19 protein-coding genes are annotated in these 24,692 nt (G+C 68.9%); 10 read left to right on the forward strand and 9 right to left on the reverse strand.

Annotation, left to right across the window (positions count from 1 at the left end; translation table 11 throughout):
* Positions 1-78: 78 nt before the first annotated feature.
* From ACWD12_RS15390 to ACWD12_RS15410, 5 genes are read right to left on the reverse strand one after another with little or no spacing between them, the layout of a single operon-like run.
* A complete protein-coding gene (locus ACWD12_RS15390; protein WP_450099938.1) occupies positions 79-1,275 on the reverse strand; it encodes a PucR family transcriptional regulator in 1,197 nt (398 codons plus the stop codon).
* Entirely contained in the window at positions 1,263-2,114 is an 852-nt protein-coding gene (locus tag ACWD12_RS15395; protein WP_450099939.1) for an adenosylcobinamide amidohydrolase, read from the reverse strand. The genes ACWD12_RS15390 and ACWD12_RS15395 overlap by 13 nt, the downstream gene beginning before the upstream one ends.
* Positions 2,111-2,947: an ABC transporter ATP-binding protein gene (locus ACWD12_RS15400; protein ID WP_450099940.1), complete on the reverse strand. Its 837-nt coding sequence runs from the start codon at positions 2,945-2,947 to the stop codon at positions 2,111-2,113. Before ACWD12_RS15400 ends, ACWD12_RS15395 begins: the two co-directional genes overlap by 4 nt.
* Positions 2,944-4,011 (reverse strand): FecCD family ABC transporter permease, encoded by a 1,068-nt coding sequence (locus ACWD12_RS15405; protein WP_358348135.1) that lies wholly within the window; start codon positions 4,009-4,011, stop codon positions 2,944-2,946. The genes ACWD12_RS15400 and ACWD12_RS15405 overlap by 4 nt, the downstream gene beginning before the upstream one ends.
* Positions 4,008-4,946, reverse strand: a complete 939-nt coding sequence (locus ACWD12_RS15410; protein ID WP_450099941.1) for an ABC transporter substrate-binding protein — start codon at positions 4,944-4,946, stop codon at positions 4,008-4,010. Before ACWD12_RS15410 ends, ACWD12_RS15405 begins: the two co-directional genes overlap by 4 nt.
* Positions 4,947-5,238: 292 nt before the next feature.
* On the opposite strand from ACWD12_RS15410, the gene ACWD12_RS15415 reads away from it, so the two are divergent.
* The 10 genes from ACWD12_RS15415 to ACWD12_RS15460 all read left to right on the forward strand — a co-directional run bounded on the left by ACWD12_RS15415 (position 5,239) and on the right by ACWD12_RS15460 (position 18,573).
* Entirely contained in the window at positions 5,239-5,970 is a 732-nt protein-coding gene (locus ACWD12_RS15415) for a pirin family protein (protein ID WP_450099942.1), read from the forward strand.
* Positions 5,971-6,065: 95 nt separating this feature from the next.
* Positions 6,066-9,218: a DUF3427 domain-containing protein gene (locus tag ACWD12_RS15420; protein WP_450099943.1), complete on the forward strand. Its 3,153-nt coding sequence runs from the start codon at positions 6,066-6,068 to the stop codon at positions 9,216-9,218.
* A 97-nt stretch (positions 9,219-9,315) separates the two neighbouring features.
* On the forward strand, positions 9,316-10,536 hold the full coding sequence (locus tag ACWD12_RS15425; RefSeq protein ID WP_450099944.1) for a saccharopine dehydrogenase family protein: 1,221 nt from the start codon (positions 9,316-9,318) through the stop codon (positions 10,534-10,536).
* Between the two features lie 99 nt (positions 10,537-10,635).
* Positions 10,636-11,124, forward strand: a complete 489-nt coding sequence (locus ACWD12_RS15430) for a MerR family transcriptional regulator (RefSeq protein ID WP_358348149.1) — start codon at positions 10,636-10,638, stop codon at positions 11,122-11,124.
* On the forward strand, positions 11,121-12,185 hold the full coding sequence (locus ACWD12_RS15435; RefSeq protein WP_450099945.1) for an aldo/keto reductase: 1,065 nt from the start codon (positions 11,121-11,123) through the stop codon (positions 12,183-12,185). Before ACWD12_RS15430 ends, ACWD12_RS15435 begins: the two co-directional genes overlap by 4 nt.
* Positions 12,186-12,429: 244 nt before the next feature.
* Positions 12,430-13,686, forward strand: coding sequence for an ABC transporter ATP-binding protein (locus tag ACWD12_RS15440; protein ID WP_450099946.1), 1,257 nt, complete (start codon positions 12,430-12,432; stop codon positions 13,684-13,686).
* A complete protein-coding gene (locus tag ACWD12_RS15445) occupies positions 13,683-15,005 on the forward strand; it encodes an ABC transporter substrate-binding protein (protein ID WP_358348159.1) in 1,323 nt (440 codons plus the stop codon). The genes ACWD12_RS15440 and ACWD12_RS15445 overlap by 4 nt, the downstream gene beginning before the upstream one ends.
* A gap of 23 nt (positions 15,006-15,028) precedes the next feature.
* Complete coding sequence (locus ACWD12_RS15450; RefSeq protein ID WP_450099947.1) at positions 15,029-16,402, forward strand: carbohydrate ABC transporter permease; 1,374 nt, start codon at positions 15,029-15,031, stop codon at positions 16,400-16,402.
* On the forward strand, positions 16,399-17,367 hold the full coding sequence (locus ACWD12_RS15455) for a carbohydrate ABC transporter permease (RefSeq protein WP_450099948.1): 969 nt from the start codon (positions 16,399-16,401) through the stop codon (positions 17,365-17,367). Before ACWD12_RS15450 ends, ACWD12_RS15455 begins: the two co-directional genes overlap by 4 nt.
* Before the next feature lie 90 nt (positions 17,368-17,457).
* On the forward strand, positions 17,458-18,573 hold the full coding sequence (locus tag ACWD12_RS15460; RefSeq protein ID WP_450099949.1) for a winged helix DNA-binding domain-containing protein: 1,116 nt from the start codon (positions 17,458-17,460) through the stop codon (positions 18,571-18,573).
* 94 nt (positions 18,574-18,667) lie between these two features.
* On the opposite strand, the gene ACWD12_RS15465 is transcribed toward ACWD12_RS15460, so the two are convergent.
* The 4 genes from ACWD12_RS15465 to aceE all read right to left on the reverse strand — a co-directional run bounded on the left by ACWD12_RS15465 (position 18,668) and on the right by aceE (position 24,523).
* The gene (locus tag ACWD12_RS15465) at positions 18,668-19,447 is read right to left on the reverse strand and encodes an amino acid ABC transporter ATP-binding protein (protein ID WP_358348171.1); all 780 of its coding nucleotides are present in this window, start codon (positions 19,445-19,447) and stop codon (positions 18,668-18,670) included.
* Positions 19,444-20,397: an ABC transporter permease subunit gene (locus ACWD12_RS15470; protein WP_435838966.1), complete on the reverse strand. Its 954-nt coding sequence runs from the start codon at positions 20,395-20,397 to the stop codon at positions 19,444-19,446. The genes ACWD12_RS15465 and ACWD12_RS15470 overlap by 4 nt, the downstream gene beginning before the upstream one ends.
* A gap of 27 nt (positions 20,398-20,424) precedes the next feature.
* Positions 20,425-21,405, reverse strand: coding sequence for an ABC transporter substrate-binding protein (locus ACWD12_RS15475; RefSeq protein WP_358348174.1), 981 nt, complete (start codon positions 21,403-21,405; stop codon positions 20,425-20,427).
* A gap of 352 nt (positions 21,406-21,757) precedes the next feature.
* The gene (gene aceE, locus ACWD12_RS15480; RefSeq protein WP_450099950.1) at positions 21,758-24,523 is read right to left on the reverse strand and encodes a pyruvate dehydrogenase (acetyl-transferring), homodimeric type; all 2,766 of its coding nucleotides are present in this window, start codon (positions 24,521-24,523) and stop codon (positions 21,758-21,760) included.
* Positions 24,524-24,692: the final 169 nt, after the last annotated feature.

Below are 24,692 nucleotides of genomic sequence, written 5' to 3' on the forward strand. Positions count from 1 at the left end.
TATCAACCCTCTCGCTATCAGGGGGTCGAGACCCCGTATTGTCGCCGACGAAGATCAGAAGACGGTTTTGTGGGATCCCTACAAACCGCCCTCGGCTGCGGCCAGGCGCCCGAGGATCAGCGAGACCTGCAGCGTGAAAGCGGAACGGGCTTCCGTCGGTACCAGGCCGGTCACGTCCATGACGCGTCGCAGCCGGTAACGAACGGTATTGGGGTGCACGAAAAGCATCCGCGCGGCACCTTCGAGCGACGACGCCTGCTCCAGGTACACCGACAGTGTCTCCAGCAACGCGGACCCCGCGCCGTGCAGCGGTATGTAGATCTCCTCCACCAGCTGCCGCCGCGCCTCCTCGTCCCCGGCGAGCGCCCGCTCGGGGAGCAGGTCGTCGGCGAGGACCGGGCGCGGGGCGTCCGGCCACGCGGCGCACGCCCGGTGCCCGGCGGTCGCGGACTGTGCCGACCGTACAGCGGCCAGCAGGTCCGGGACGGTCGGGCCCACCACGACCGGACCGGGGCCGAACTGCCCGATCAGCGTACGCGTCGCCCGCAGCGGGTCGTCGGCGCCCCCGAGGATGACCACGAGCCGGTCGCCCTGCACGCCGGTGAGGACGTTCAGCCGGGCGTGCCGGGACGCGCGGTGGATGCTGTCCACGACCGCCTGGGTGTCGGCGTCCGGCGCGTTGCCGACCACCACCATCACGGACTCCGGCGAGCCCCAGCCCAGTGCCGCGGCCCGCGACAGGATGCCCTCGTCGGCCTCGCCGCGCAGCAGGGAGTGCACGACCAGCGCCTCCAGCCGGGCGTCCCACGCGCCGCGTGCCTCCGCGGCGTGCGCGTAGACCTGCGCGGTGGCGAACGCGATCTCGCGGGAGTACAGCAGCAGCGCCTCGCGCAGCACCTGCTGGTACCCGGGCGCGGCCAGCTCGTCGATCTGCGCCTCGACGACCTCGATGGTGACGCGCACCAGTTCGACGGTCTGGGGCAGCGTGATCGCCCGGGTCAGCTCGCGCGGCGCGGTGCCGAAGACGTCGGCGCTGACCGCGTACGGCGCCTCCGGGTGCCGGAACCACTCGGTGAACGCGGCGATGCCGGCCTGCGCGACCAGGCCGATCCACGAGCGGTTGTCGGCCGGCATGTTCCGGTACCACGGCAGCGTCTCGTCCATCCGCGCGGCGGCCGCGCCGGCGAGGGTGCCGGCGGACTTCTCCAGGCGGCGTACGGTCGCGGCGCGCTTGGTGGCGTCGGAGCCGGAAGATCGGGAGGTCACGGGGACCATGATGACCCCTTCGGGAGGCGGGGGCGCACACCGTCGCGCCGGACGCGGTCGTCGCGGGCGCCCTGCACGACCGCCGCGTGGACCGCGCGGGCGAGCCGGGAGCCCCAGACCGAGCGGGGGCCGCCGAACAGTTCGGGGGAGTCGCCGGGCCGGGGCGTGAGCGCGGCGACGCAGACGGCGTCGGAGGGTGTGCCGGTGCAGGCGTACCCCGTCTCCACGAGCGCCTGGACCTTGGCCTCGGTGGCCGTCGCCACGGCGTTGACCAGCGCCGCGTCGGTGAGCGGCGCGGGGATCGCGACGATCGTGTTGATGGTGCCCGGGGGAGGGTACGCGGGGCTCCTGTCGCCGTCCTCGCCTTGCGCCAACTGGCTTGGCAGAGAAGCTGGTTCGGGGGCGGCGGCCCAGGCGGGGATGCCGATGCCGGTCGTCACCCACGCGCGTACGCCGTGGTCCTCGCCGATCGTGAACGCGGCCACGTCCGCGGCGGTCATCAGCCCGACGCCCGCGCCGTCGGCCCCGGAGAGGCCTTCCGCGGCCGCGGTCTCGGTGAGGTGGTCGACCGGGTCCATACGCGAATACCCGGGCGGCACCTGCATGTTCAGCACCCACGCGCGCGGGCCGAGACCGCCGCCGAGGATCGCGCTCGACACCATCCGCCACCCGGGTCCGGCGCGCCATAGCAGCGCGGGCCAGCCGTCGTGGCGGACGAGTTCAGGGTCGGCGAGTTCAGGGCCGGCGAGTGCGGCGTCGGTGGCCTCGGGATCGATCAGGTCGTGATCGCCCTGGTCGCGTTCGGTCGGATCGGACGGCTCCGCGCCCTCCTCGCACAACCCGGTCATGGTCCCGCCTTCCCTCCCACGTCGGCCGCCGGCCGTGCCTGGCCGCCACCGGCATTGTCACGGGGACGCACCAGGTGCACCTGCGGCCGGCCGTCCCGCCCCGCCACCACCTCGACGTGCGCCTGGTAGTGCTCGGCGATGCTGTCCGGCGTCAGCACCTCGGCCGCCGTGCCCGCGGCGGCCGCGCGGCCTTCGACGAGCAGGAGCATGCGTTCGGCGTACTGCGCGGCGAGGCCCAGGTCGTGCAGCGTCGTGATGACCGTGAGGCCGTCGTCGCGGCGCAGCAGGTCGACCAGTTCGAGCACCTGCTGCTGGTGGCCGAGGTCGAGGGCGGTGGTCGGCTCGTCGAGCAGCAGGACCGGTGTCTGCTGCGTCAACGCCCTTGCCAGCACCACGCGTTGGCGTTCGCCGCCGGACAGGCGGCCCACTTCACGGTGGGCGAAGTCGGCGAGGTCCAGGCGTTCGATGACGCCGTCGGCGACCGCCCGGTCGCGGCGTCCGGGCACCGCGAGGTAGCCGAGGTGCGGGGTGCGGCCGAGCAGCACGTACTCGCGTACCGACATCTGCGGGGGCACGACGGGGTTCTGCGGCGTGTAGGCGATGGTGCGGGCGAGTTCGCGCGGCGGCAGGTCGCGCAGCCGCACTCCGTCCACGCGCACGTCGCCGGAGTACGGCAGCAGGCCCGCGACGGCCTTGAGCAGCGTCGACTTCCCCGCGCCGTTGGGCCCGATCACCGCGAGCCAGCCGCCGGTGCCCACGTGCGCGTCGATGCCGTGCAGGATGCGCCGCCGCTCGCGCGTCACGTCGAGCGCCGCGACGTCGACCCCGGTCACAGGTCGATCCTGCGGGTCGCGCGCAGCACCACCACGAAGAACGGCGCGCCGATGAACGCCGTCACGACGCCGATCGGCAGCTCCCCGGGTGCCGTCGCGGTGCGCGCGACGATGTCGGCGACCACCAGGAACGCGCCGCCGACCAGCACGGACAGCGGCAGGATGCGCCGGTAGCTGCCGCCCACCAGACGGCGCACCACATGGGGGATCACGATGCCGAGGAACCCGATCAGGCCGCTGATCGCCACCGCGGTCGCGGTCGCGAGCGAGGCCGCGAAGAGCACCACGAAGCGCACCCGGCCGGCGTTGACGCCCAGCACCGCGGCCTCTTCGTCGCCGACCGTCATGACGTCCAGAAGGCGGCCGTGCAGCAGCAGGACGACGGTGCTCGTCGCCGCGTACGGCAGCACGAGCCCGAGTTCCTTCCAGCCGATCGTGGCCAGACTGCCGAGGATCCACGAGTAGATGCGGCGCAGTTCGTCGACCTTCGCCTGCATGACGAAGGTCTGCACCGACGACAGGAACGCCGACACGGCCACGCCCGCGAGGACCAGGGTGACGGTGCCGTCGGCGCGCCCGGCGGTCGAGCCGAGGGCGTACGCCATAAGCACGCCGCCGATCGCCCCGACGAACGCCGCGAGCGGGATCACCCCGATCCCGGCCACCGACTCGACGTCCGAGTAGGCGATCACCACCGTCGCGCCGACGCCCGCCCCGGCCGCCGCACCGAGCAGGTACGGATCGGCCATCGGGTTGCGGAAGACGCCCTGGTAGCCCGCGCCCGCCACGGCCAGCAGCGACCCGACCACGACCGCGCCGAGCACGCGCGGCATACGGATCTCCATCAGCACCGAGTGCTGCACGGGGCTGAGCCCGTGGTCGACGTCGACGAAGGGCAACTCGTCGACCAGGGCCAGCAGCACGCCGCGCACCGGCAGGTCCGCGGCGCCGACGAGCAGGCCCGCGACGACGGCGCCGAGCAACGCGAGGGAGCCGACCGCGTACGCGACGTACGCGTGGCCCTCTCCCGCCGCGCGGCGCCGGATCGCGAGGCCGCGGATCACGCGTTCGCGCCGGCCTTCTCGACCGCCGCACCGACGGTCTTGACCAGGTCGACGACGCGCGGACCCCAGCGCGACGCGATGTCGTCGTCCAGCGCGACCACGTTGCCGGTCTGCACCGCCTTGATCTTGTCCCAGCCCGGACGCTTCGAGACCGAGGCAAGATCCTGCTGGCAGCACTTGGTGTCGGCCAGGAAGATCAGGTCCGGGTTGGACTGCACGATGTGCTCGCTGGAGACCTGCGGGTAGCCCGAGCCGTCCTTGTCGGCCGCGTCCGCGATGTTCTGCAGGCCGAACAGCGCGTAGACCTCGCCGATGAACGTCTTCGAGGTCGAGCTGTAGCCCGTGCTGTCGAGCTCGTGGAAGTAGGTCAGCGGCTTGGCCGGCTTCTTGACCTTCGCGACGACGTCGTCGATGTCCTTCTTCATCTTCTCCGCGAGCGCGGCCGCCTCGGCGGTGTGGCCGGTGGCCGTGCCGAGCGTGTTGAACTGCGTGTACATCTCCGCGAACGTCTTCGCGGCCGGCACCTCGACGACCTTGATCTTGACGGCTTCCAGCTTCTGCTTGATGCCGTCGATGTCGTCGGAGATGACCACCAGGTCGGGGGTGTACTTGGTGACCGCCTCGGCGTTCGGCTTGAAGGCCGACAGGTCGGTCTTGGGGGCGTCGGCCGGGAAGTTCGACAGGCCGTCCACGGCGACGACCTGCTTGCCGGCGCCTATCGCGTACAGCATCTCGGTCGCGGTCGGGGCCAGCGAGACGATCTTCTTGGGCGCGTCGGCCGGCGCCTGCCCGGCGGTCGCGGTAGCCGACTGCGAACCGGACGGAGCGGCGCCCTGGTCGTCCTTCTTGTCCTTGTCGTCGTCGCCGCAGCCGGTCAGGACCAGCGCGCCCAGGACGACCGCCGCGGCAGGCCGCAGCAGCGTGGTGAGCTTCATGGATTTCTCCCGCGTGCACCACGGGGAAGGGGACGCAGGACCCGTGGACGGCTCGCCCTTCCTACGAGGGCAGATGTCGTCGACGCAGGCGAGGCGACCTGGCTCATCCCCCGGACCGCACGGGCGCGGGAGCATCTCAGTTGCGGGACAGCGCCGGGATCACACCGGACTTCGCTGCGCACAGCGTCTCGGCAGAACGGTTCCGCCGGATTCAGGACGATACCAACCGACCGTGCGCCGTACCGTTGCGGGGAGGAGTACCCCCGCCCCGTGCCGATCCGAGGAACGCCCGATGACCACGTACGACGTACGCCGCGCCGCCGACCGCTTCCACACCGAGGCGGGCTGGCTCGACTCCCGGCACAGCTTCTCCTTCAGCCGCCACTACGACCCGGCCAACACGCACCACGGCCTCCTCCTCGTCAGCAACGACGACATCGTCGCCCCGGGCACCGGCTTCGACACCCACCCGCACCGCGACATGGAGATCGTCACCTGGGTGCTCTCCGGCTCGCTCGTGCACCAGGACTCCGAGGGCCACAACGGCGTCATCCACCCGGGCCTCGCCCAACGCATGAGCGCGGGCAGCGGCATCCTGCACTCCGAGAAGAACGACGTGCGCGCCTCCGCCACCCCCGAGCCCGTGCGCTTCGTCCAGATGTGGGTCGTCCCCGACGAGGCCGGCATCACCCCCGGCTACGAACAGCGCGACGTCTCCGCCGACCTCACCCCCGGCGCCCTCGTCCCCGTCGCCTCCGGCAACCCCGCCCACGACTCGGCGATCCGCATCCACCAGAAGGACGCCACCCTCCACGCCGCCCGCCTCGCCCCCGGCGACACCGTCACCCTCCCCACCGCCCCGTACCTCCACCTCTTCATCGCCCAGGGCTCCGCCACCCTCGAAGGCGCCGGCCCCCTCGCCGAAGGCGACGCCGTCCGCCTCACCACCCCCGACACCCCCCACCTGACCGCCACCACCCCCACAGAACTCCTCCTCTGGGAAATGCACACCACCCTCCCCTGACGCTGTCCCCAGCCGCGTGGACATGCCAGTTGGTGGTTGAGTACGTCCAACGCAATTGCCGGACGCACTCAAGTGCGGTTGGCCGGGCTCAGGGGATGGGGACCAGCGTGGTCGATGCTTCAGGCACCGATATGGCACCCGCGGCGGGTGTGTACGAACTGCTCATGACCGACGAACTGGAAGCCGCGCTCGGCGCCTTGCGCGACGCAGGCGGCATCGTTGTCGATCAGCAGGTGGGTGACGACGCATCAAGTCAGGTGCTGAGCAGACATCTTGCGCACGCTCTCATCCGGGCTCTCGGCAGCCTCTCTCCTGAGGCGAGAGTTCCCGCGGCCAACCGGATCCTGGACGTCATCCGCGACTTGGACCGTGTGGGAACCACGCCGGCGAAGATCGTCGAGGGTCCTCGGCAGCTCATTAGCATTGCTGAGCAAGAAGCCCCGGGCGTCTACCGGATACGGCCTGCGACGCCACTGTCCGAGACAGCCCTGTTCACAAACTCGCCCGATGACCCCAGCTTGGGCTACGAGTTGCGCGCCGAACTGGAGAGTGCAGACCGCGTCGATCTGCTGTGTGCCTTCGTCAAGTGGCACGGGCTCCGCGTGTTGGAGCAGTCGCTGCGCTCGGTGCATGAACGCGGCGTGCCGATCCGCGTCATCACCACCACGTACATCGGTGCCACTGAGCGACGAGCTCTTGACCGGCTGGTCAAGGAGTTCGGAGCCGAGGTCAAGGTCAACTACGAGACCAAGTCCACGAGGCTGCACGCGAAAGCGTGGCTGTTCCGGCGAAAGTCGGGGTTCGACACCGCGTACGTCGGAAGCTCGAACCTCTCCAAGTCGGCTCTCCTGGACGGGCTTGAGTGGAACGTGCGGCTATCGAGCGTCGCCACCCCGGAGGTCTTGCACAAGTTTGAAGCGGCTTTCGATTCCTACTGGAATGACTCCGCTTTTGAAATGTACGACCCTGCAGCCGATGCCCAGCGGCTTGACGACGCGCTGCGCGCTGCCGGGCGGTCGGATTCCGGGGACGCCGGTTTCTCTTTGGCGTTGTCCGGGCTTGAGGTGCGTCCCTATCCGCATCAGAAGGAGATGCTGGAAGACCTGGACGTGGAACGCGAGGTGCACGATAACCATCGCAACTTGCTCGTTGCTGCCACTGGCACCGGGAAAACGGTCATTGCCGCATTGGACTACAAGCAGCTGAGGGCACGGCACGGGCGCGATCTCTCCCTGCTTTTCGTGGCACACCGTAAAGAGATCCTGGCTCAGTCGATGCGAGCGTATCGCGAGGTGTTGGGCGATGCGACGTTCGGTGAAATGCTCGTTGATGGGAAGCGACCTGATCAGTGGAAGCACGTTTTTGCGAGCGTGCAGTCGTTGACTCCGAAAACGCTAGAATCTCTGCAGCCTGACCAGTTTGATGTCGTGGTCATTGATGAATTTCACCACGCGACGGCGCCCACGTATCGCCGGGTAATTGACCACTTTCATGGCCTGGAACTTCTAGGCCTGACCGCCACCCCAGAGCGTATGGACGGTAAGGATGTCCATGATGAGTACTTCGACGGCCGCATCGCCTCTGAGTTGCGCCTGTGGGATGCTCTTGAGGCGGATCTTCTGTGCCCCTTTCATTACTTCGGCGTGTCCGACAACACCGACCTGACCGCAATCCGATGGAAGGGCGGTCGCTACGACCAGGATGCACTCAGCGAACTATATGTGGGCAACAAGGAACGAGTGTTGTATGTCCTAAAGGCTATTGAGGACAAGGTCGCGAACCCCGACGGCATGCGGGCCCTTGGGTTCTGCGTCACGGTGGCACACGCTGAGTACATGGCGCGAGAGTTCAAGGCGGCAGGGCTCAACGCGATGGCATTGTCGGGTGGTTCATCGAAGGAGCAGCGTGCGCAAGCTCTCGCAGACTTGCGGGCGGGCAAGCTCCAGGTCATTTTCAGTGTGGATCTTTTCAATGAGGGCCTCGATATTTCGCACGTAGACACCTTGCTGCTACTCCGGCCTACATCGAGTGCCACCGTGTTTCTCCAGCAACTGGGTCGGGGGCTGCGTCGTTCGCCGGACAAGGCTGTTCTTACGGTTCTCGACTTCATTGGACAGCAGCGCAAGGAGTTCCGCTTTGAGTCACGCTTCCGTGCGCTGACAGGCGTACGGCGTCATTTGCTGCAGACGCATGTCGAGAACGACTTCCCGCACCTGCCGACAGGGTGCGAGATCATTCTCGATCGGGTCGCCAAGCATATCGTCATCGAGAACCTGCAAAGCCAACTTGGCTTGACCGTGAGCAAGTTGGCGTTGGAGGTGAAGTCCTATGGCGAGCTGAGCTTCGCGAAGTTTCTCCGGGAGAGCCAGCGCGAGATCAGCGAACTGTATGTGTCGAAGCGGAGCTGGATGGACCTCCTGCGCCGAGCCGGCCTTGTCGAGCCTTCCCTTGTTGACGGCGAAGCGAAGCTCTTGGAGCGCATCCGCGCATTCCTGCACGTTGATGACCGACGCCGAGTGGACGCCTACACGTACCTGCTGAGCGACGACGTTCCGCCGTACGCGCAACTCACGGAAGAGCAACAGCTCTACGCCCAGATGCTGTTCTACAACATCTGGCCAAACGGCGGCGCAACGTTTGCAGCGTACGAGGAAGGTCTGGAAACCTTGCGGCCGTGCCGGACCTTCCGCGCGGAGCTTCGGGATGTTCTCCAGTTTGGCCTTGCCCAGGCGGCGCATGTACCCATCGCGATGAGTGGCTCCCTCCAGGATCTGCCGCTCGCGATGCACGCGTACTACACCCGCGAAGAGCTCCTGACCGCTCTCAAGTGGTCATCCATGGAACGGATGCCGGGGAAGTGGGTAGCTGGCGTTGCGTGGTCTGACGTCGTAGCCGCAGACGCGCTACTGATCACTAGCAAAAAGGATGAAAAGGACTTTTCCCCGCAAACTCTCTATAAAGACTATGCAATCAGCCCCAAGCTCTTTCACTGGGAATCGCAGAACAGTACGTCACCAGAAACGGAGACAGGGCGTCGATACATCACGCACGAGCAACTGGGCACGCGGGTGTTGCTGTTCATTCGGGAAGCGAAGAGTACGGCGGCCGGTGCTGGTGCTCCGTACATGCTGCTCGGGCCTGCTCGCTACATCGAGCATGCCGGTGCGCGGCCGATGAGTGTCACCTGGGAGTTGGCCGTCCCAATGCCTACAAGCGTGTTCCAGTCTTCGCGCATCGTCAGCGGCTGATCCGCCGGAAGGATTGTTGACCTTGGGTCAATAGGCTGTGGTTGGGGAACGTTGGGGTGGGGTGTTGCGTTTAGGGGGCGCTGAGGGAAGGAGTGGGATGGGGTCTGGGAGTTCTGGCGGTGGGGTGGCGGGGTTGCCGTCGCTGGACCGGGCGTTCGACGTGGTGTTGTTGGGGGCCACCGGGTTCACCGGGGGGTTGACGGCGGAGTATTTGGCGCGGCATGTGCCGGCCGCGTGTCGGTGGGCCATCGCGGGGCGGAGCCCGGAGAAGTTGCGGGCGGTGCGCGATCGGCTTGCGGAGATCAATCCGGCGTGTGCGGGGTTGGAGCTGCTGACGGCGGACGTCGGGGATCCGGCGTCGCTGCGGGCGCTGGCCGGGAGCACGCGGGTGCTGGCGACGACGGTCGGGCCGTACATCGAGTACGGCGAGCCGGTGGTCGCGGCGTGTGCGGAGGCCGGGACGGACTACCTCGACCTCACGGGGGAGCCGGAGTTCGTCGACCGGATGTTCGTCGCGCACCACGAGACCGCGGTGCGGACCGGGGCTCGGCTCGTGCACGCGTGCGGGTTCGATTCGGTGCCGCACGATTTGGGCGTGCTGTTCACGGTGGGGCTGCTGCCGCGCGGGGTGCCGGTGCGGGTGGAGGGGCGCGTACGGGCCGGGGGCGCGGTCTCCGGCGGGACGTTCGCTTCGGCGCTCACCGCCTTCTCGCGGCTGCGCTCGACGCGCGACGCGGCGCACGCGCGCCGCCGGGTGGACAAGGGCCCGCACGGGCGCCGGGCGCGCGCGGTGGAGGGCAAGCCGCGGCGCGACCGGGAGACCGGCGGCTGGCTGGTGCCGCTGCCGACGATCGACCCGCAGATCGTGGCCCGGTCCGCGCGGGCGCTGGAGTCGTACGGGCCGGACTTCTCGTACACGCACTATGCGTCGGTACGCCGCCTTCCGACCGCCGTAGCCGGTGCCGTCGGCGTGGGGTCGCTGGTGCTGCTCGCCCAGGTGGCGCCCGTACGCCGCGCGCTGCAGACCCGCCTCGCCCCCGGCGACGGCCCCGCCCCGGCCCGCCGCGCGAAGGCCTGGTTCAGCGTGCGCTTCGTCGCGGACGGCGGCGGCGAGCGGGTCGTCACCGAGGTGCGAGGCGGCGACCCGGGGTACGACGAGACCGCCAAGATGCTCGCGGAGGCGGCTCTTTGCCTGGCCTTCGACCAGGTCCCCAAGACGTCCGGGCAGGTCACGACCGCGGTCGCGATGGGCGATGCGCTGATCGGGCGGCTGCGCCGGGCGGGGATCGAGTTCCGGGAGCTGGAGCGGAGCGGGTGAGTGCCACCGGGTCTTGCTTAGAGTGCACTCGAAGTCCGTAGCGTCGTCGTCGCGGCCGTCGCAGGAGGGCGGCCGTACCCCAGCTCCAGGAGGCATGCCATGTCGCCGGCCCAGTCGACCGCCGTCCACGAGGTGACCGACCACCACGTCCTCGACGAGACCGAGGTCGGCCGGTACACGATCAGCGAGGTCGCGGCCCGGACCGGCCTGAGCGCGCACACGCTGCGCTGGTACGAGCGCATCGGCCTCATGCCGCACGTCGGCCGCGAGACCTCCCGGAGCGGGGGAGGGCAGGCGGGAAAGCGCCGGTACAGCGAACGCGATCTCGGCTTCCTGGACTTCGTCGGCAAACTGCGCGCGACCGGCATGCCCGTCGCCGACATGATCCGGTACGCCGAACTCGCCCGTGAGGGCGACCACACCCTCGCCGAGCGCCACCAGATCCTGGTGGACCACCGCGAGGAGGTCCGCGCCCGCATCACCGACCTGACCTCCTGCCTGCTCGTCCTCGACTACAAGATCGAGTACTACGGCGCCGTCGTCGCGGAGGAACCCGCCGCGACTACCGGGAAGGCGGAGACCCCATGACTCGCACCACCCGCACCACCCGCACCACCCGCACCACCCGCACCACCGCACTCGGCACCACCGCCCTCGGCACCAACGGCCCGATCAGCTCGCTCCAGGGCCTGGGCTGCATGGGCATGAGCGACTTCTACGTCGGCGCCGCGCCCGACCGCGCCGAGTCGTCGGCGACCCTCGCGTACGCGCTGGACCTGGGCGTCACCCACTTCGACACCTCCGACATGTACGGCACCGGCGCCAACGAGGAGCTGCTCGGCGAGTTCTTCCGCGGCGGCCGGCGCGACGAGGTGCTGCTCGCCACGAAGTTCGGCATCGACCGCCACGCGGCGCCGGGCGGACGCGACATCCGCGGGGACGCCGCGTACGTCAGGTCCGCCTGCGACGCCAGCCTTGCGCGCCTCGGCGTGGACACCATCGACCTGTACTACATGCACCGCCGCGACACCGCCGTGCCGATCGAGGAGACGGTCGGCGCGATGGCCGACCTGGTCGCCGCCGGCAAGGTACGCCACCTCGGGCTCTCCGAGGTGACCGCCAAGGAGATCCGCGCCGCGGCGGCGGTGCACCCGATCGCCGCCGTGCAGGCCGAATGGTCGCTGTTCGCCCGGGACATCGAGGACTCGGTGGTGCCGGCGGCGCGTGAGGTCGGCGCGGCCGTCGTGCCCTACTCGCCGCTCGGCCGCGGGTTCCTGAGCGCGCTGTGGACGTCCTTCGAGGACCTGCCCGACGGCGACACACGCCGCGCGCAGCCGCGCTTCACCGGGGACAACGCCAAGAACAACGCCGAACTCCTGCGCCCGCTCAAGGACATCGCACAGGCGCGCGGCGTCACCCCGGCGCAGGTCGCGCTCGCCTGGATCCAGATGCGCGGCGACGTGTGGGCGATGCCGGTCGTCCCGATCCCCGGAACCACCAAGCGCGCCCGCCTCGCCGAGAACGCGGCCGCCGTCGGCATCGTCCTCGACGACGCCGAACTGGCCGCGCTCGAACCGATCGGCGCCCAGGTGTCGGGCGACCGGTACGCGGTCATGACGCACACGTACGTCGGCCCGGGCCGCGAGTAGCGACATCCGCCGGTGCGGTGCGCAAGCGCACGGCCACAGCCCGCACACCGCACCGGAATTCGCAACCAGCTCAGCCAAATTGCGCAATTCGCCTACACAGCGCGACGCGCGTAGCAAAAGTGATCACACACCGTACTCCTAAGATTACAAATGGGCGTCGGTCACCACCTGGGGGGTTGTGACCTTCGCACCACGAGGCGTAGCAACAGGGGATCGAGGCGATCGTGTCACCCCTGGGGGTGCTGTGGCTGACGTGGTTTTGAACGGGGTCGGAAAGATCTATCCGGACGGCACCAGAGCCGTCGATTCGCTCGACCTGGCAGTGGCACACGGCGAGTTCCTGGTGCTCGTCGGTCCGTCCGGGTGCGGCAAGACCACCGCCCTGCGCATGGTCGCAGGGCTGGAGGACATCAGCGAGGGCACGATCCGGATCGGCGAACGCGTCGTCAACCGGGTGCCCTCCCGCGACCGCGACGTCGCGATGGTGTTCCAGAGCTACGCGCTCTACCCGCACCTCAATGTCCGCGACAACATCGGATTCGGGCTCCGGCTGCGCAAGTTGCCCAAGCCGGAGATCCGCAAGCGCGTCGAACAGGCGGCCCGTACGCTCGGCCTCGAAGAGCACCTGGGCCGCAAGCCCCGCCAACTCTCCGGGGGCCAGCGGCAGCGCGTGGCGATGGGCCGCGCCATCGTGCGGGAACCGCAGGCGTTCCTGATGGACGAGCCGCTGTCGAACCTCGACGCCAAGCTCCGGGTGCAGATGCGCGCCCAGATCGCCCGGCTCACCCGCGAACTCGGCGTCACCACCTTGTATGTGACGCACGACCAGGTGGAGGCGATGACGCTCGGCGACCGCGTGGCCGTCATGCGCAAGGGCATCCTGCAACAGGTGGCCCCGCCGCAGGAGTTGTACGACCGGCCGGTGAACCTCTTCGTCGCCGGCTTCATCGGCTCTCCCGCGATGAACCTCTTCAGCGGGGAACTGGACCGTGCGCCCGACGGCAAGGGCAAGGGCGAGGCGGCGGGCGAGGGCGCGAGCACAGGCGGGGGCATAACCGTGCGGCTCGGCGACCAGACACTCGCCGTGCCACCCGAACTCCTCGCCGAACGACCGGCGTTGCGTGCCTACGTGGGCCGCTCCGTCGTCGTCGGGATCCGTCCCGAGGACCTGTTCGACGCGGCCGAGGACGACGCGCCCGCGCCCGACGGGATGCTCCTGCGCGCCGAGACCGACCTGGTGGAGTCGATGGGCTCCGAGGTGCACGTGCACGTACGCCTCGCCGCCCCGCCGGCCGTAACCGCCGACGTGCAGGAACTCGCCGAGGACGTCGGGGCCGAGGACCAGGTGCCCGATCCCGGGACCGCGCACTCGGAACTCGTCGCCCGCTTCGGGCCGCGTACCCGGGTCCGTGAGGGCGACACCGCGATGCTGCGGGTGGCCACCGATCGCATGCACTTCTTCGACCCGGAGACGGGTCTTTCCGTGAGGGAGGAATCGTGAGGCGACTCGTGGGGGCGCTGGCGGCGGCGTCGATGCTGACGCTGGGGCTGGCCGCTTGCAGCGACGACGACGACGGCGGCGACGGCGCCAACCCACCGGCCGGGCAGTCCCTCAAGGGACAGACGGTCAGTGTCGCCGGCGTGTGGACGGACGACGAACTGGCGTCCTTCAAGAAGGTGTTGTCCGAGTTCGAGAAGCGCACCGGCGCCAAGACCGAGTTCATCCCCACCGGCGACAGCGCCTCGACCTTCCTCGGCCAGCGGGTCGAGGGCAACGCGCCGCCCGACGTCGCGTTCCTGGCTCAGCCGGGCGTACTCAAGCAGTTCGCGCAGAAGGGCTGGATCAAGCCGGTCTCCGCCGAGGTGCAGCAGTCCGTACAGGCGAACTTCGCGCCGCAGTGGCAGAAGCTCGGGTCGTACGAGAACAAGCTGTACGGGGTCTACTACAAGGGCGCCAACAAGTCCCTGGTCTGGTACAACGCCAACGTCTTCACCAACGCCGGCGCCACCGAACCCACGACGTGGGACGACCTGGTCAAGACGGCCGGCCTGGTATCGGACTCCGGCACCCCGCCGTTCGCGACCGGCGGGGCCGACGGCTGGGTCCTCACCGACTGGTTCGAGAACGTCTACCTCAGCCAGGCCGGACCCGACATGTACGACAAGCTCGCCGCGCACCAGATCCCGTGGACCGACCCGAGCGTCAAGGCGGCGCTCGAGACGCTCGCCAAGGTGTGGGGCCAGAACGCGTGGTTCCCCGGCGGCCCCGGCGGCGCGCTCCAGACCGAGTTCCCCGCGTCCGTCCCGCTGGTGTTCGGCGACCCGCCGAAGGCCGGCATGCTGCCCGGCGCGGACTTCGTCGGCACCAACATCATCAAGGACACCGACTCCGAGATCGGCACCGACGCGAAGTTCTTCGCGTTCCCCGCCGTCTCGCCCGGCAAGGCCCCGGTGGTCAGCGGCGGCGACGTCGCCGTGGCGATGAAGGACAGCCCGGGCGCGATGGCCCTGCTCAACTTCCTGGCCTCGCCCGACGCGGCGAAGGTGTGGGCGGAGCAGGGCGGGTTCCTGTCGCCGAACAAGAACCTCGACTTCGCGGCGTACCGGGACGACGCGTACCGCGAGATCGCCCAGAACCTCATCGGCGCGGGCGACGAGTTCCGCTTCGACATGTCCGACCAGGCGCCCGCGGCGTTCGGCGGCACGAAGGGCGAGGGCATGTGGCGCGACCTCCAGGACTTCCTGCGCAACCCGTCCGATGTCGCGGGCGCGCAGGCCAAGTTGGAGGCGAGCGCGGCCAAGGCGTACACCGGCACCTGACACCGACGGGGGTCATCGCGGACATGGCGGACACGACCGACCCGACCCGCATCGACCAGCCGCCGCCGCGCAAGCCGGCCGAGGCCGCGGGGGACGACTCCCGCGGCCTCGGTACCGGGCGGCTGCTGGGCTGGCTGTTCCTGCTCCCGGCGCTGCTGGTGCTCGCGGTGCTGGTGGTCTATCCGATCGTCTGGACGCTGATCCGCAGCCTCTTCGGTGCGGAAGGCTGGTCGGATTTCGCGGGGCTCGGCAACTACCAGGACCTGTTCACCGACGACGACACGTTCACCGCACTGAAGAACAACCTCATCTGGGTGCTCGTGGTGCCCGCGGTCGTGACGGCCTTCGGGCTGGTCTTCGCGGTGCTCACCGAACGGGTGAAGTTCGCAACGGCGTTCAAGCTGGTCATCTTCATGCCGATGGCCGTCTCGATGCTCGCGGCCGGCATCATCTTCCGCCTCGTCTACGACCGCGACGCGGACAAGGGCGTGGCCAACGCCGCGCTGGTGACCGTGCACGACGCGTTCTCCGAGGGCGCGCCCTATCCCGGCGCCCGACCGCGTCCGAACGGCGGCATCGACGAGGAGGGCGGCGGCTTCATCACCGCGGCGCCGAGCGGCCCGGGCGCCCCGGTGCTGCTGCCGCTCGTGGCGCTGCCCGACGACAAGATCCCGGCGGACGCCCTGCCGGCCCCGGCGGCGCCGCCCGCCACCGGACCGGCGCTGTCCGGCGTCGTGTGGCTCGACTTCAGCCGCGGCAACGTCGGCAAGCCGGGCCAGGTGGATCCGGGCGAACGCGGCCTGCCGGGAGTGCGCGTCGAGGCGGTGCGCGACGGCCGTACGGTCGGCTCCGCGACGACCGGCACCGACGGATCCTTCACGCTCCCCGAGGAGGCCACCGCCGACGGACCCGTGCAAGTCCGGCTCGCCGAGTCGAACTTCGCCCAGTCCTTCGCCGGCTACGACTGGCTCGGCCCCAACCTCATCACCCCGGCCATCATCGGCGCGTACGTGTGGATGTGGGCGGGCTTCGCGATGGTCCTCATCGCCGCCGGCCTGGCCGCGATCCCGCGCGACGCCCTGGAGGCGGCCCGGGTCGACGGCGCCACCGAGTGGCAGGTCTTCCGCCGCGTCACCGTGCCGCTGCTGGCACCCGTGCTCGTGGTGGTGATGGTGACACTCGTCATCAACGTCCTGAAGGTCTTCGACCTCGTCTACATCATCTCGCTCGGCTCGTCGCAAAAAGAGGCCAACGTCCTCGCCCTGCAGATGTATTTGGCCTCCTTCGGCGGCGGCAACAACCAGGGCCTGGGCAGCGCGATCGGCATCGTCCTGTTCCTCCTGGTCCTGCCGGCGATGCTCTTCAACATCCGGCGCTTCCGAAGGGAGAACAAATGACCGCGGGGGCAGAAGGGGCGCCGGCCGGTGTCGCGAAGGCGACCGCCACGGGCGTCGGAACGGGCCAGGAACCCGGCTCCGGAGGTCCGGAGCCGGGTGGGACGGGAGGCATCAAGCGCGGTGTCGCGTCGCGGATCGTGGCGCGGACCGGCGGCGGCGCGGTCGCGGTCGGACTGGTCCTGGTCGCGCTGTTCTGGCTGATGCCCACCTTCGGGCTGCTGGTGTCGTCGCTGCGGCCGCCGAAGGAGACCAGCACGTCCGGGTGGTGGAAGGTCTTCTCCGAGCCCGGCCAGATCACCTGGACGAACTACGACAAGCTGCTGTCGAACGACGACATGATGCGGGCGTTCTTCAACACGATCTGGATCACGGTGCCGAGCACGCTGCTGGTGATCCTCATCGGCTCGCTCGCGGCGTACGCCTTCGCCTGGCTCGAATTCCCGGGCCGCGACTGGCTGTTCCTCATCGTCGTGGGGCTGCTCGTGGTGCCGGTGCAGGTCGCGCTCATCCCCATCTCCAAGCTGTACGGCGAGACGAACCTGTTCGGCACGATCTTCGGCGTCGTGCTGTTCCACGTCGCCTTCGGCCTGCCGTTCGCGGTGTTCCTGCTGCGCAACTACTTCGCCGGCATCCCGAAGGACCTGCTGGAGGCCGCCCGCATGGACGGCGGCACGGACCTGACGATCTTCTTCCGCGTCATCCTGCCGCTCGGCCTCCCCGCGATCGCCTCGCTGGGCATCTTCCAGTTCCTGTGGGTGTGGAACGACATGCTCATCGCGCTGATCTACGCCGACACCGACTCCGCGCCGCTGACCGTCGCGCTCCAGTCGCAGACGCGCGCGTTCGGCGCCAATATCGACGTGCTGGCGCCCGGGGCCTTCCTGTCGCTGATCGTGCCGCTGATGGTCTTCTTCGCCTTCCAGCGCTACTTCGTCCAGGGGGTGATGGCGGGCGCGGTCAAGTAGGCGCCCAGAAGCAGGAACCAGAACCCGGAACCAGAAACAGGAACGTATATAGGAGCGTTCCGTTCCTGATTGGCTCGTAGAGTCGGTGGCATGACGAACGCAGCCCCACGGGCGCTCACCCTCCGCGAGCTCAACCGCGCCACCCTCGCGCGGCAGCACCTGCTGGAACGCGTACGCATGCCCGCGCTCGACATGGTCCGCCACCTCGCCGGGCTCCAGGCCCAGCACCCGACCTCGTCCTACTTCACGCTCTGGACGCGCATCGCCGACTTCGACCCCGAGGAACTGGTCGGGCTCATGACCGGCCGTCAGGTCGTCCGTATCGCGCTCATGCGCTCGACCATCCACACCGTCACGGCGGACGACGCGCTCGCCTGGCGGCCGCTGCTGCTCCCCGTCATGGAGCGCATGTACAAGTCGTCGCACTCGCGCCGGACGGCCGGTGCGGACCGCGACGAACTCACCGCGACAGGACGCGCGTTCATCGAGGCGGAGCCGCGTACCTTCGCCGAGGTCGGCACGCACCTCGGGGCGCGCTGGCCGGACGCGCAGCCGTCCGCACTGTCGGCCGCCCTGCGTACGTGGGCGCCGCTCGTCCAGGTGCCCCCTCGCGGCCTGTGGGGGCGCAGCGGGGCCGTCGCGCACACCACGCTGGAGCACTGGCTCGGCCGACCACTGGAGGCCGAGCCGTCGGTCGACGCCATGGTGCTGCGCTGCGTCGCCGCGCTCGGCCCGATGTCGGTCAAGGACGTGCAGGTATGGTGCGGGCTCACCCGCCTCAAGGAGGTCCTGGAGCGCCTGCGGCCGCAACTGACCACCTTCCGCGACCAGAACGGCCGCGAACTGTTCGACCTGCCCGACGCCCCGCGCCCGGCCGCGGACACCCCGGCGCCCGTACGCTTCCTCGCCGACTTCGACAACATCTTCCTCTCCCACGACGACCGCTCCCGCGTGGTCACGAAGGAATGGCAGCAGTGGGGCATGGACCAGGGCAACATGCTCTGGGGCGGCCTGCTGGTCGACGGGTTCGGCCGGGCCGCGTGGCGGATCGAGCGTACGAAGGACACCGCAACGCTGCTGATCTCCTCCGGTCCCGAGCCGAGGAACGCCCTCAAGGCGCAGCGCGGCGCGATCGAGGACGAAGGCCGCCGCCTGCTCGCCTTCGCCGCCCAGGACCGCGACAAGCACGACATCGTGTACGCCTGACGCCTGACGCCTGACACGCGGCGCCCGGCAGCGCCCCCGGACACGCGTACGGGGCGCCCCGACCGGGACGCCCCGCACACCAACCCACCTACAGCTACAGCACCTTCGACAGGAACGCCTTCGTCCGGTCGTGCTGCGGGTTCGTCAGGACCTCGCGCGGATGCCCGGACTCCACCACCACGCCGTCGTCCATGAACACCAGCGCGTCGCCGACCTCGCGCGCGAAGCCCATCTCGTGCGTCACGACGATCATCGTCATGCCGTCCTCCGCGAGCCCGCGCATGACGTCCAGCACCTCGCCGACCAGTTCGGGGTCCAGCGCCGACGTCGGCTCGTCGAAGAGCATCAGCTTCGGCTCCATCGCCAGCGCCCGCGCGATGGCGACGCGCTGCTGCTGCCCGCCGGACAACTGTGCAGGGTACGCGTCCTTCTTGTTCGCGAGCCCCACCCGGTCCAGGAGCTTCAGCGCGCGCTCCCGGGCCACGGCCCGTGTCTCGCGCTTGACCTGGACGGGCGCCTCCATGACGTTGCCGAGCGCCGTCATGTGCGGGAACAGGTTGAACCGCTGGAACACCATGCCGATGTCCCGGCGCTGCAAGGCGACTTCGGAGTCCTTGAGCTCATAGAGCTTGTCGCCCTTCTGCCGGTAGCCGACCAGGCGCCCGTCGACCCACAGCCGGCCCGCGTTGATCTTCTCCAGGTGGTTGATGCACCGCAGAAACGTCGACTTGCCGGACCCGGACGGGCCCACGACGCAGAAGACCTCCTGCGGCATCACCTGCAAGTCGATGCCCTTGAGCACGTCGATCAGACCGAACGACTTGTGCACCTGCTCGGCCAGCACCATCGGCCGGCTCTTGTCCACGACGGTCATGAGCGCGGCACCTCCGGGCGGCGCAGCGAGAACGCCATGCGTTTGATCTTCTGGATCGGCGTGTCCGGCAGGCTCCGCAGCGATCCCTTTGCGTAGTGCCGCTCCAGGTAGAACTGGCCGATGCTGAACACCGACGTCAGGATCAGGTACCAGACCGACGCCACCAGCATCATCTCGATGACCGCCAGTGAACTGGAGGAGATGTCGGTGCTGCGCTTGTAGAGCTCGTTGTACTGCGCGACGAAGGCGAGCGACGACGTCTTGAGCATGTTGATGTACTCGTTGCCGGTCGGCGGGATGATCACGCGCATGGCCTGCGGCAGGACCACGCGCTGCATGGTCTTGCGCTTGCTCATGCCGAGCGCGTGCGACGCCTCGCTCTGGCCTTCGTCCACCGACTGGATGCCGGCCCGCACGATCTCCGCCATGTACGCGGCCTCGTTGAGCCCGAGGCCGAGCAGCGCGGCGAGGAACGGGGTCATGAACGTGTTCATGGGCTCGCTGTAGAACCCGAGGTTGAAGTTCGGGAAGACCAGCGACAGGTTCCACCAGATGGTGAGCTGCACGATGACCGGCGTGCCGCGGAAGATCCAGATGTATCCCCAGGCGACGGAGCGCAGCAGCGGGTTGTCGGAAAGGCGCATGACCGCGAGGACCACGCCGAGGACGACACCGAGGATCATCGAGCACACGCTGATGAGGAGGGTGTTGCCGGCACCTTCGAGGATCGTGTCGAACGTCAGGTACTCGCCGACCGTGTCCCAGTTGATGTTGGCGGTCGCGAAGGCGTTGACCAGCAGGCCCAGGAGGCCGAGGACGACTACCGCGCCGGCCCAACGACCGTAGTGCCGTACTGGGATCGCCTTGATCGGGACAGGGCCGGCGACGATGGCCGGGCCGGAGCCGGCCGGCGTCTTGCCGGCCGGCTCCTTGTCACTGGAGGGGGGCACCGGGGATGACCTTTCGGAGCCGGCGGATCAGGAGCCGCCGTTGATCTTGACCTCGGTGACCGCGCCCTGCTTGACGTTCCACTTCTCGAGGATCTTGCCGTAGGTGCCGTCTGCGATCAGCTGCTCGACGGCCTCCTTGACGACGTCGCGCAACTGGCTGTTGTTCTTCGCGACGCCGATGCCGTACGGGCCGGGATCGATCTGCTCGCCGACGACCTCGAAGTCGTTGCCGTCGCCGCCGGTCTGCGCCGCGTAGGCGGCGACCGGGAAGTCGCTGATGTCGGCGGCCGCCGCGCCCTGCTTGACGCGCAACAGGGCTTCGTTGTCGTGCTCGTAGGCCTGGATCGTGATGGCGCCCTTGCCGTCCGCCTTGCACTTGTCGCTCTGCTTGTTGGCGGTCTCCTCGTGCGTGGTCGCCTTCTGCAGTGCGACGGTCTTGCCGCAGAGGTCGTCGAGGGTCTTGATGTTCTGCGGGTTGCCCTTCTTCACCAGGATCGAGCCGCCGGCGTTGAAGTAGTCGACGAAGTCGATGCCGTCGCCGACTTTCTTGCCCTCGTCCATGCCGGTCTGGCGGTCCTTGTTGTCGCTCATCGCCGACATGATCAGGTCGATGCGCTTGGAGTCGAGCCCCGTGATGAGCGAACCGAAGGTCATGTCCTCGATCTCCACCTTGACGCCGAGCTTCTCGCCGATGGCCTTGGCGAGGTCGATGTCGAAGCCGATGAAGGTCTTGCCGTCCTTGTCCTTGAACTCGACGGGCGGGTACGCGACCTCGGAGCCGATCTTGACGACCTTGGAGTCCTGGTACTGCTTCGGGAGCTTGACGAACAGCGCGCCGCCGGCCGGCGGCGCCGACGCACCCGCCGAAGTGGGGGCGGTGCCGCCGGACGGGGTGGACTTGACGTCGTCCTTCTTGTCGTCGTCGCCGCAACCGGTGAGCAGGAGCGCTCCGGCCACAAGCACGGCGCCGGCCGCGAGGGTACGGCGACGCGCCGAGAGTGCAGTCATCGAGGGTCCTCCATGGGGAAGCGGATCAGCCGACCGGGACGGGTCGTGCGTGAAAAAGATCGATACGGACACTTGTTGTCCGTGCCGAGATCACGACGCAGTTTCCCATCATGTGGACCTCAGATGGGATGCCAGTCATGTCAAATTCACATAACGGATGACGCGCGTAGCTGCGTGATCATAGGACTCCAGGAGCGGAATCCTACTCTCCAGTAGTCTCGTGGCCCGACATTGACCCGCTGTGAGAACTCCGCGTACCGCTCCCGCGGACCGACCCCTCGAACGCCGGAGGGCCCGGAACGCGGATGCGTTCCGGGCCCTCCGGCGGTGCCGTGCGCTGATGTCGTGCCGGTTACGCGTCTCCGCCCACCGTGCCGACGCCCGCGGCCTTCACGTCGAGGATCTGGTAGCGGTCGATGGCCTTCTTGACCGTCGCCGCGTCCACCTCGCCGCGGCGGGCGAGCTCGGAGAGCACGCCCACGACGACCGACTCGGCGTCCACGTGGAAGTACCGCCGCGCCGCGCCGCGGGTGTCCGCGAAACCGAAGCCGTCGGTGCCGAGCGACGCGTAGTCGGACGGCACCCAGCGGGCGATCTGGTCCGGCACCGAGCGCATCCAGTCGGAGACCGCGATGACCGGACCCGGCTTGCCGTCCAGCACCTGCTGGACGTACGGGATCCGCGGCTCCTCCTCCGGGTGCAGCAGGTTGTGCTCCTCGCACTCCACCGCCTCGCGGCGCAGCTCGTTCCACGAGGTCGCGGACCACACGTCGGCGACGACGTTCCACTCCTCGGCGAGCATGCGCTGCGCGTCGAGCGCCCACGGCAGGCCGACGCCGGACGCCAGGATCTGGGCGCGGAGCGCGCCGTCCCGCGGCTCGCCCTCCTTGAGCCGGTAGAGGCCCTTGAGGATGCCCTCGACGTCCACGCCCTCCGGCTCGGCCGGCTGGTCGATCGGCTCGTTGTAGACGGTGATGTAGTAGAAGACGTCCTCGCCGTGCGGGTGCTCGTCGGACGAGCCGTACATGCGCCGCAGGCCGTCCTTGACGATGTGCGCGATCTCGAACGCGTAGGCCGGGTCGTACGCCACGACCGCCGGGTTCGTGGACGCCAGCAGGTGCGAGTGCCCGTCCGCGTGCTGGAGGCCCTCGCCGGTGAGCGTGGTGCGTCCCGCCGTCGCGCCCAGTACGAAGCCGCGCGCGAGCTGGTCGGCCATCTGCCAGAACTGGTCGCCGGTGCGCTGGAACCCGAACATCGAGTAGAAGACGTACACCGGGATCATCGGCTCGCCGTGCGTCGAGTACGACGAACCGGCGGCGATCAGCGACGCGGTGCAGCCCGCCTCCGAGATGCCCTCGTGCAGCATCTGACCGCTCGACGACTCCTTGTAGGAGAGCAGCAGTTCGCGGTCCACGGCCTCGTACGTCTGGCCGTGCGGGTTGTAGATCTTGGCGGTCGGGAACATCGCGTCCATGCCGAACGTGCGGTACTCGTCCGGCGCGATCGGCACGAAGCGCTTGCCGATCTCGGAGTCGCGCATGAGGTCCTTGAGCAGCCGCACGAAGGCCATCGTGGTGGCCATCGGCTGCCGCGCGCCCTTCTTGATCGGCGCGTAGACGTCGTCGCCGGGCAGCTTGACCGGCTTGGCGCGCACGATCCGCTGCGGCATGGTCCCGCCGAGCGCCGCGCGGCGCTCCATCATGTACTCCATCTCCTCGGACTTCTCGCCCGGGTGGAAGTACGGCGGGACGTCGGCCTCCAGGTCCTTGTCCGAGATCGGCAGGTACAGCCGGTCGCGGAACATCTTGAGGTCGGCCTTGGTGAGCTTCTTCATCTGGTGCGTCGCGTTGCGGCTCTCGAAGTTCGGACCGAGGGTCCAGCCCTTCACCGTCTGCGCGAGGATCACGGTCGGCTGGCCGGTGTGCTCACGGGCCGCCTTGAACGCCGCGTACACCTTGCGGTAGTCGTGCCCGCCGCGGCCGAGCTTGACCAGCTCGTCGTCGGTCAGGTGCGCGACCATCTTGCGCAGGCGCGCGTCGTCGCCGAAGAAGTGCTCGCGGGCGTACGCGCCGGACTCCACGGCGTACGTCTGGAACTGGCCGTCGGGGGTCGTGTTCATCTTGTTGACGAGCACGCCGTCGGTGTCCTGCGCGAGCAGGGAGTCCCACGAGCGGTCCCACACGACCTTGATCACGTTCCAGCCGGCGCCGCGGAAGTACGACTCCAGCTCCTGGATGATCTTGCCGTTGCCGCGTACCGGGCCGTCGAGGCGCTGCAGGTTGCAGTTGATGACGAACGTGAGGTTGTCCAACTCCTCACGGGCCGCCAGACCGATGTTGCCCAGCGACTCCGGTTCGTCCATCTCGCCGTCGCCGAGGAACGCCCAAACGTGGCTGCGCGAGGTGTCCTTGATGTTGCGGTTGTGCAGGTAGCGGTTGAACCGCGCCTGGTAGATCGCGCCGAGGGGGCCGAGGCCCATCGAGACGGTCGGGAACTCCCAGAAGTCCGGCATGAGCCGCGGGTGCGGGTACGACGAGAGGCCGTACGGCGCCTGCGAGTGCTCCTGGCGGAACCCGTCGAGGTGCTGCTCGGTGAGCCGGCCCTCGAGGAACGCACGGGCGTAGATGCCGGGGGCGGCGTGGCCCTGGAAGAAGATCTGGTCGCCGCTCTCGCCGTGGTCCTTGCCGCGGAAGAAGTGGTTGAACCCGACCTCGTAGAGGCTCGCGGACGAGGCGTACGTCGCGATGTGGCCGCCCACACCCAGTCCGGGGCGGTTGGCGCGCGACACCATGATCGCGGCGTTCCAGCGCACGAAGGCGCGGATGCGGCGCTCGATGTCCTCGTCGCCGGGGAACCACGGCTCGCTCTCCGGCGGGATCGTGTTGATGTAGTCGGTGCTGCGCAGGGCAGGCACGCCGACCTGCCGCTCGCGGGCGCGTTCGAGCAACTTGAGCATGATGTAGCGGGCGCGCTGCCGCCCCTGCTCGTTGATGACGGAATCCAGCGACTCCAGCCACTCGCCGGTTTCGCTCGGGTCGATGTCCGGCAGCTGGCTCGGCAGGCCGTCACTGATGATCGAGAAGCGCTCTCGTCCGGATGCCACGCTGTTCCTTCGCATATCGGTAGATGTTGCGATCATCGGCCGGGCGCGAAATGTCCGAATTTCTTCGGCCGCTTCGCACATCGGCCGCCACTGAGCGGTGTCGCGCCGCCTCCATCGTGGTACCCGGACGTCGTATCCGTCATCTCTACCGATCGGTAATGAACCCGGCTGGTGCTGGTCTTAG

This window comes from Streptodolium elevatio (genome assembly GCF_053592165.1).

Bases quoted from the DNA above. Each gene is read 5' to 3' on its own strand.
- ACWD12_RS15390 (WP_450099938.1), bottom strand. From the start codon at position 1,275: ATGGTCCCCGTGACCTCCCGATCTTCCGGCTCCGACGCCACCAAGCGC.
- ACWD12_RS15465 (WP_358348171.1), bottom strand. From the start codon at position 19,447: ATGACCGTCGTGGACAAGAGCCGGCCGATGGTGCTGGCCGAGCAGGTG.
- ACWD12_RS15430 (WP_358348149.1), top strand. From the start codon at position 10,636: ATGTCGCCGGCCCAGTCGACCGCCGTCCACGAGGTGACCGACCACCAC.
- ACWD12_RS15435 (WP_450099945.1), top strand. From the start codon at position 11,121: ATGACTCGCACCACCCGCACCACCCGCACCACCCGCACCACCCGCACC.
- ACWD12_RS15450 (WP_450099947.1), top strand. From the start codon at position 15,029: ATGGCGGACACGACCGACCCGACCCGCATCGACCAGCCGCCGCCGCGC.
- ACWD12_RS15460 (WP_450099949.1), top strand. From the start codon at position 17,458: ATGACGAACGCAGCCCCACGGGCGCTCACCCTCCGCGAGCTCAACCGC.
- ACWD12_RS15425 (WP_450099944.1), top strand. From the start codon at position 9,316: ATGGGGTCTGGGAGTTCTGGCGGTGGGGTGGCGGGGTTGCCGTCGCTG.
- ACWD12_RS15455 (WP_450099948.1), top strand. From the start codon at position 16,399: ATGACCGCGGGGGCAGAAGGGGCGCCGGCCGGTGTCGCGAAGGCGACC.
- ACWD12_RS15475 (WP_358348174.1), bottom strand. From the start codon at position 21,405: ATGACTGCACTCTCGGCGCGTCGCCGTACCCTCGCGGCCGGCGCCGTG.
- ACWD12_RS15420 (WP_450099943.1), top strand. From the start codon at position 6,066: ATGGGGACCAGCGTGGTCGATGCTTCAGGCACCGATATGGCACCCGCG.
- ACWD12_RS15410 (WP_450099941.1), bottom strand. From the start codon at position 4,946: ATGAAGCTCACCACGCTGCTGCGGCCTGCCGCGGCGGTCGTCCTGGGC.
- aceE (WP_450099950.1), bottom strand. From the start codon at position 24,523: ATGCGAAGGAACAGCGTGGCATCCGGACGAGAGCGCTTCTCGATCATC.
- ACWD12_RS15395 (WP_450099939.1), bottom strand. From the start codon at position 2,114: ATGACCGGGTTGTGCGAGGAGGGCGCGGAGCCGTCCGATCCGACCGAA.
- ACWD12_RS15415 (WP_450099942.1), top strand. From the start codon at position 5,239: ATGACCACGTACGACGTACGCCGCGCCGCCGACCGCTTCCACACCGAG.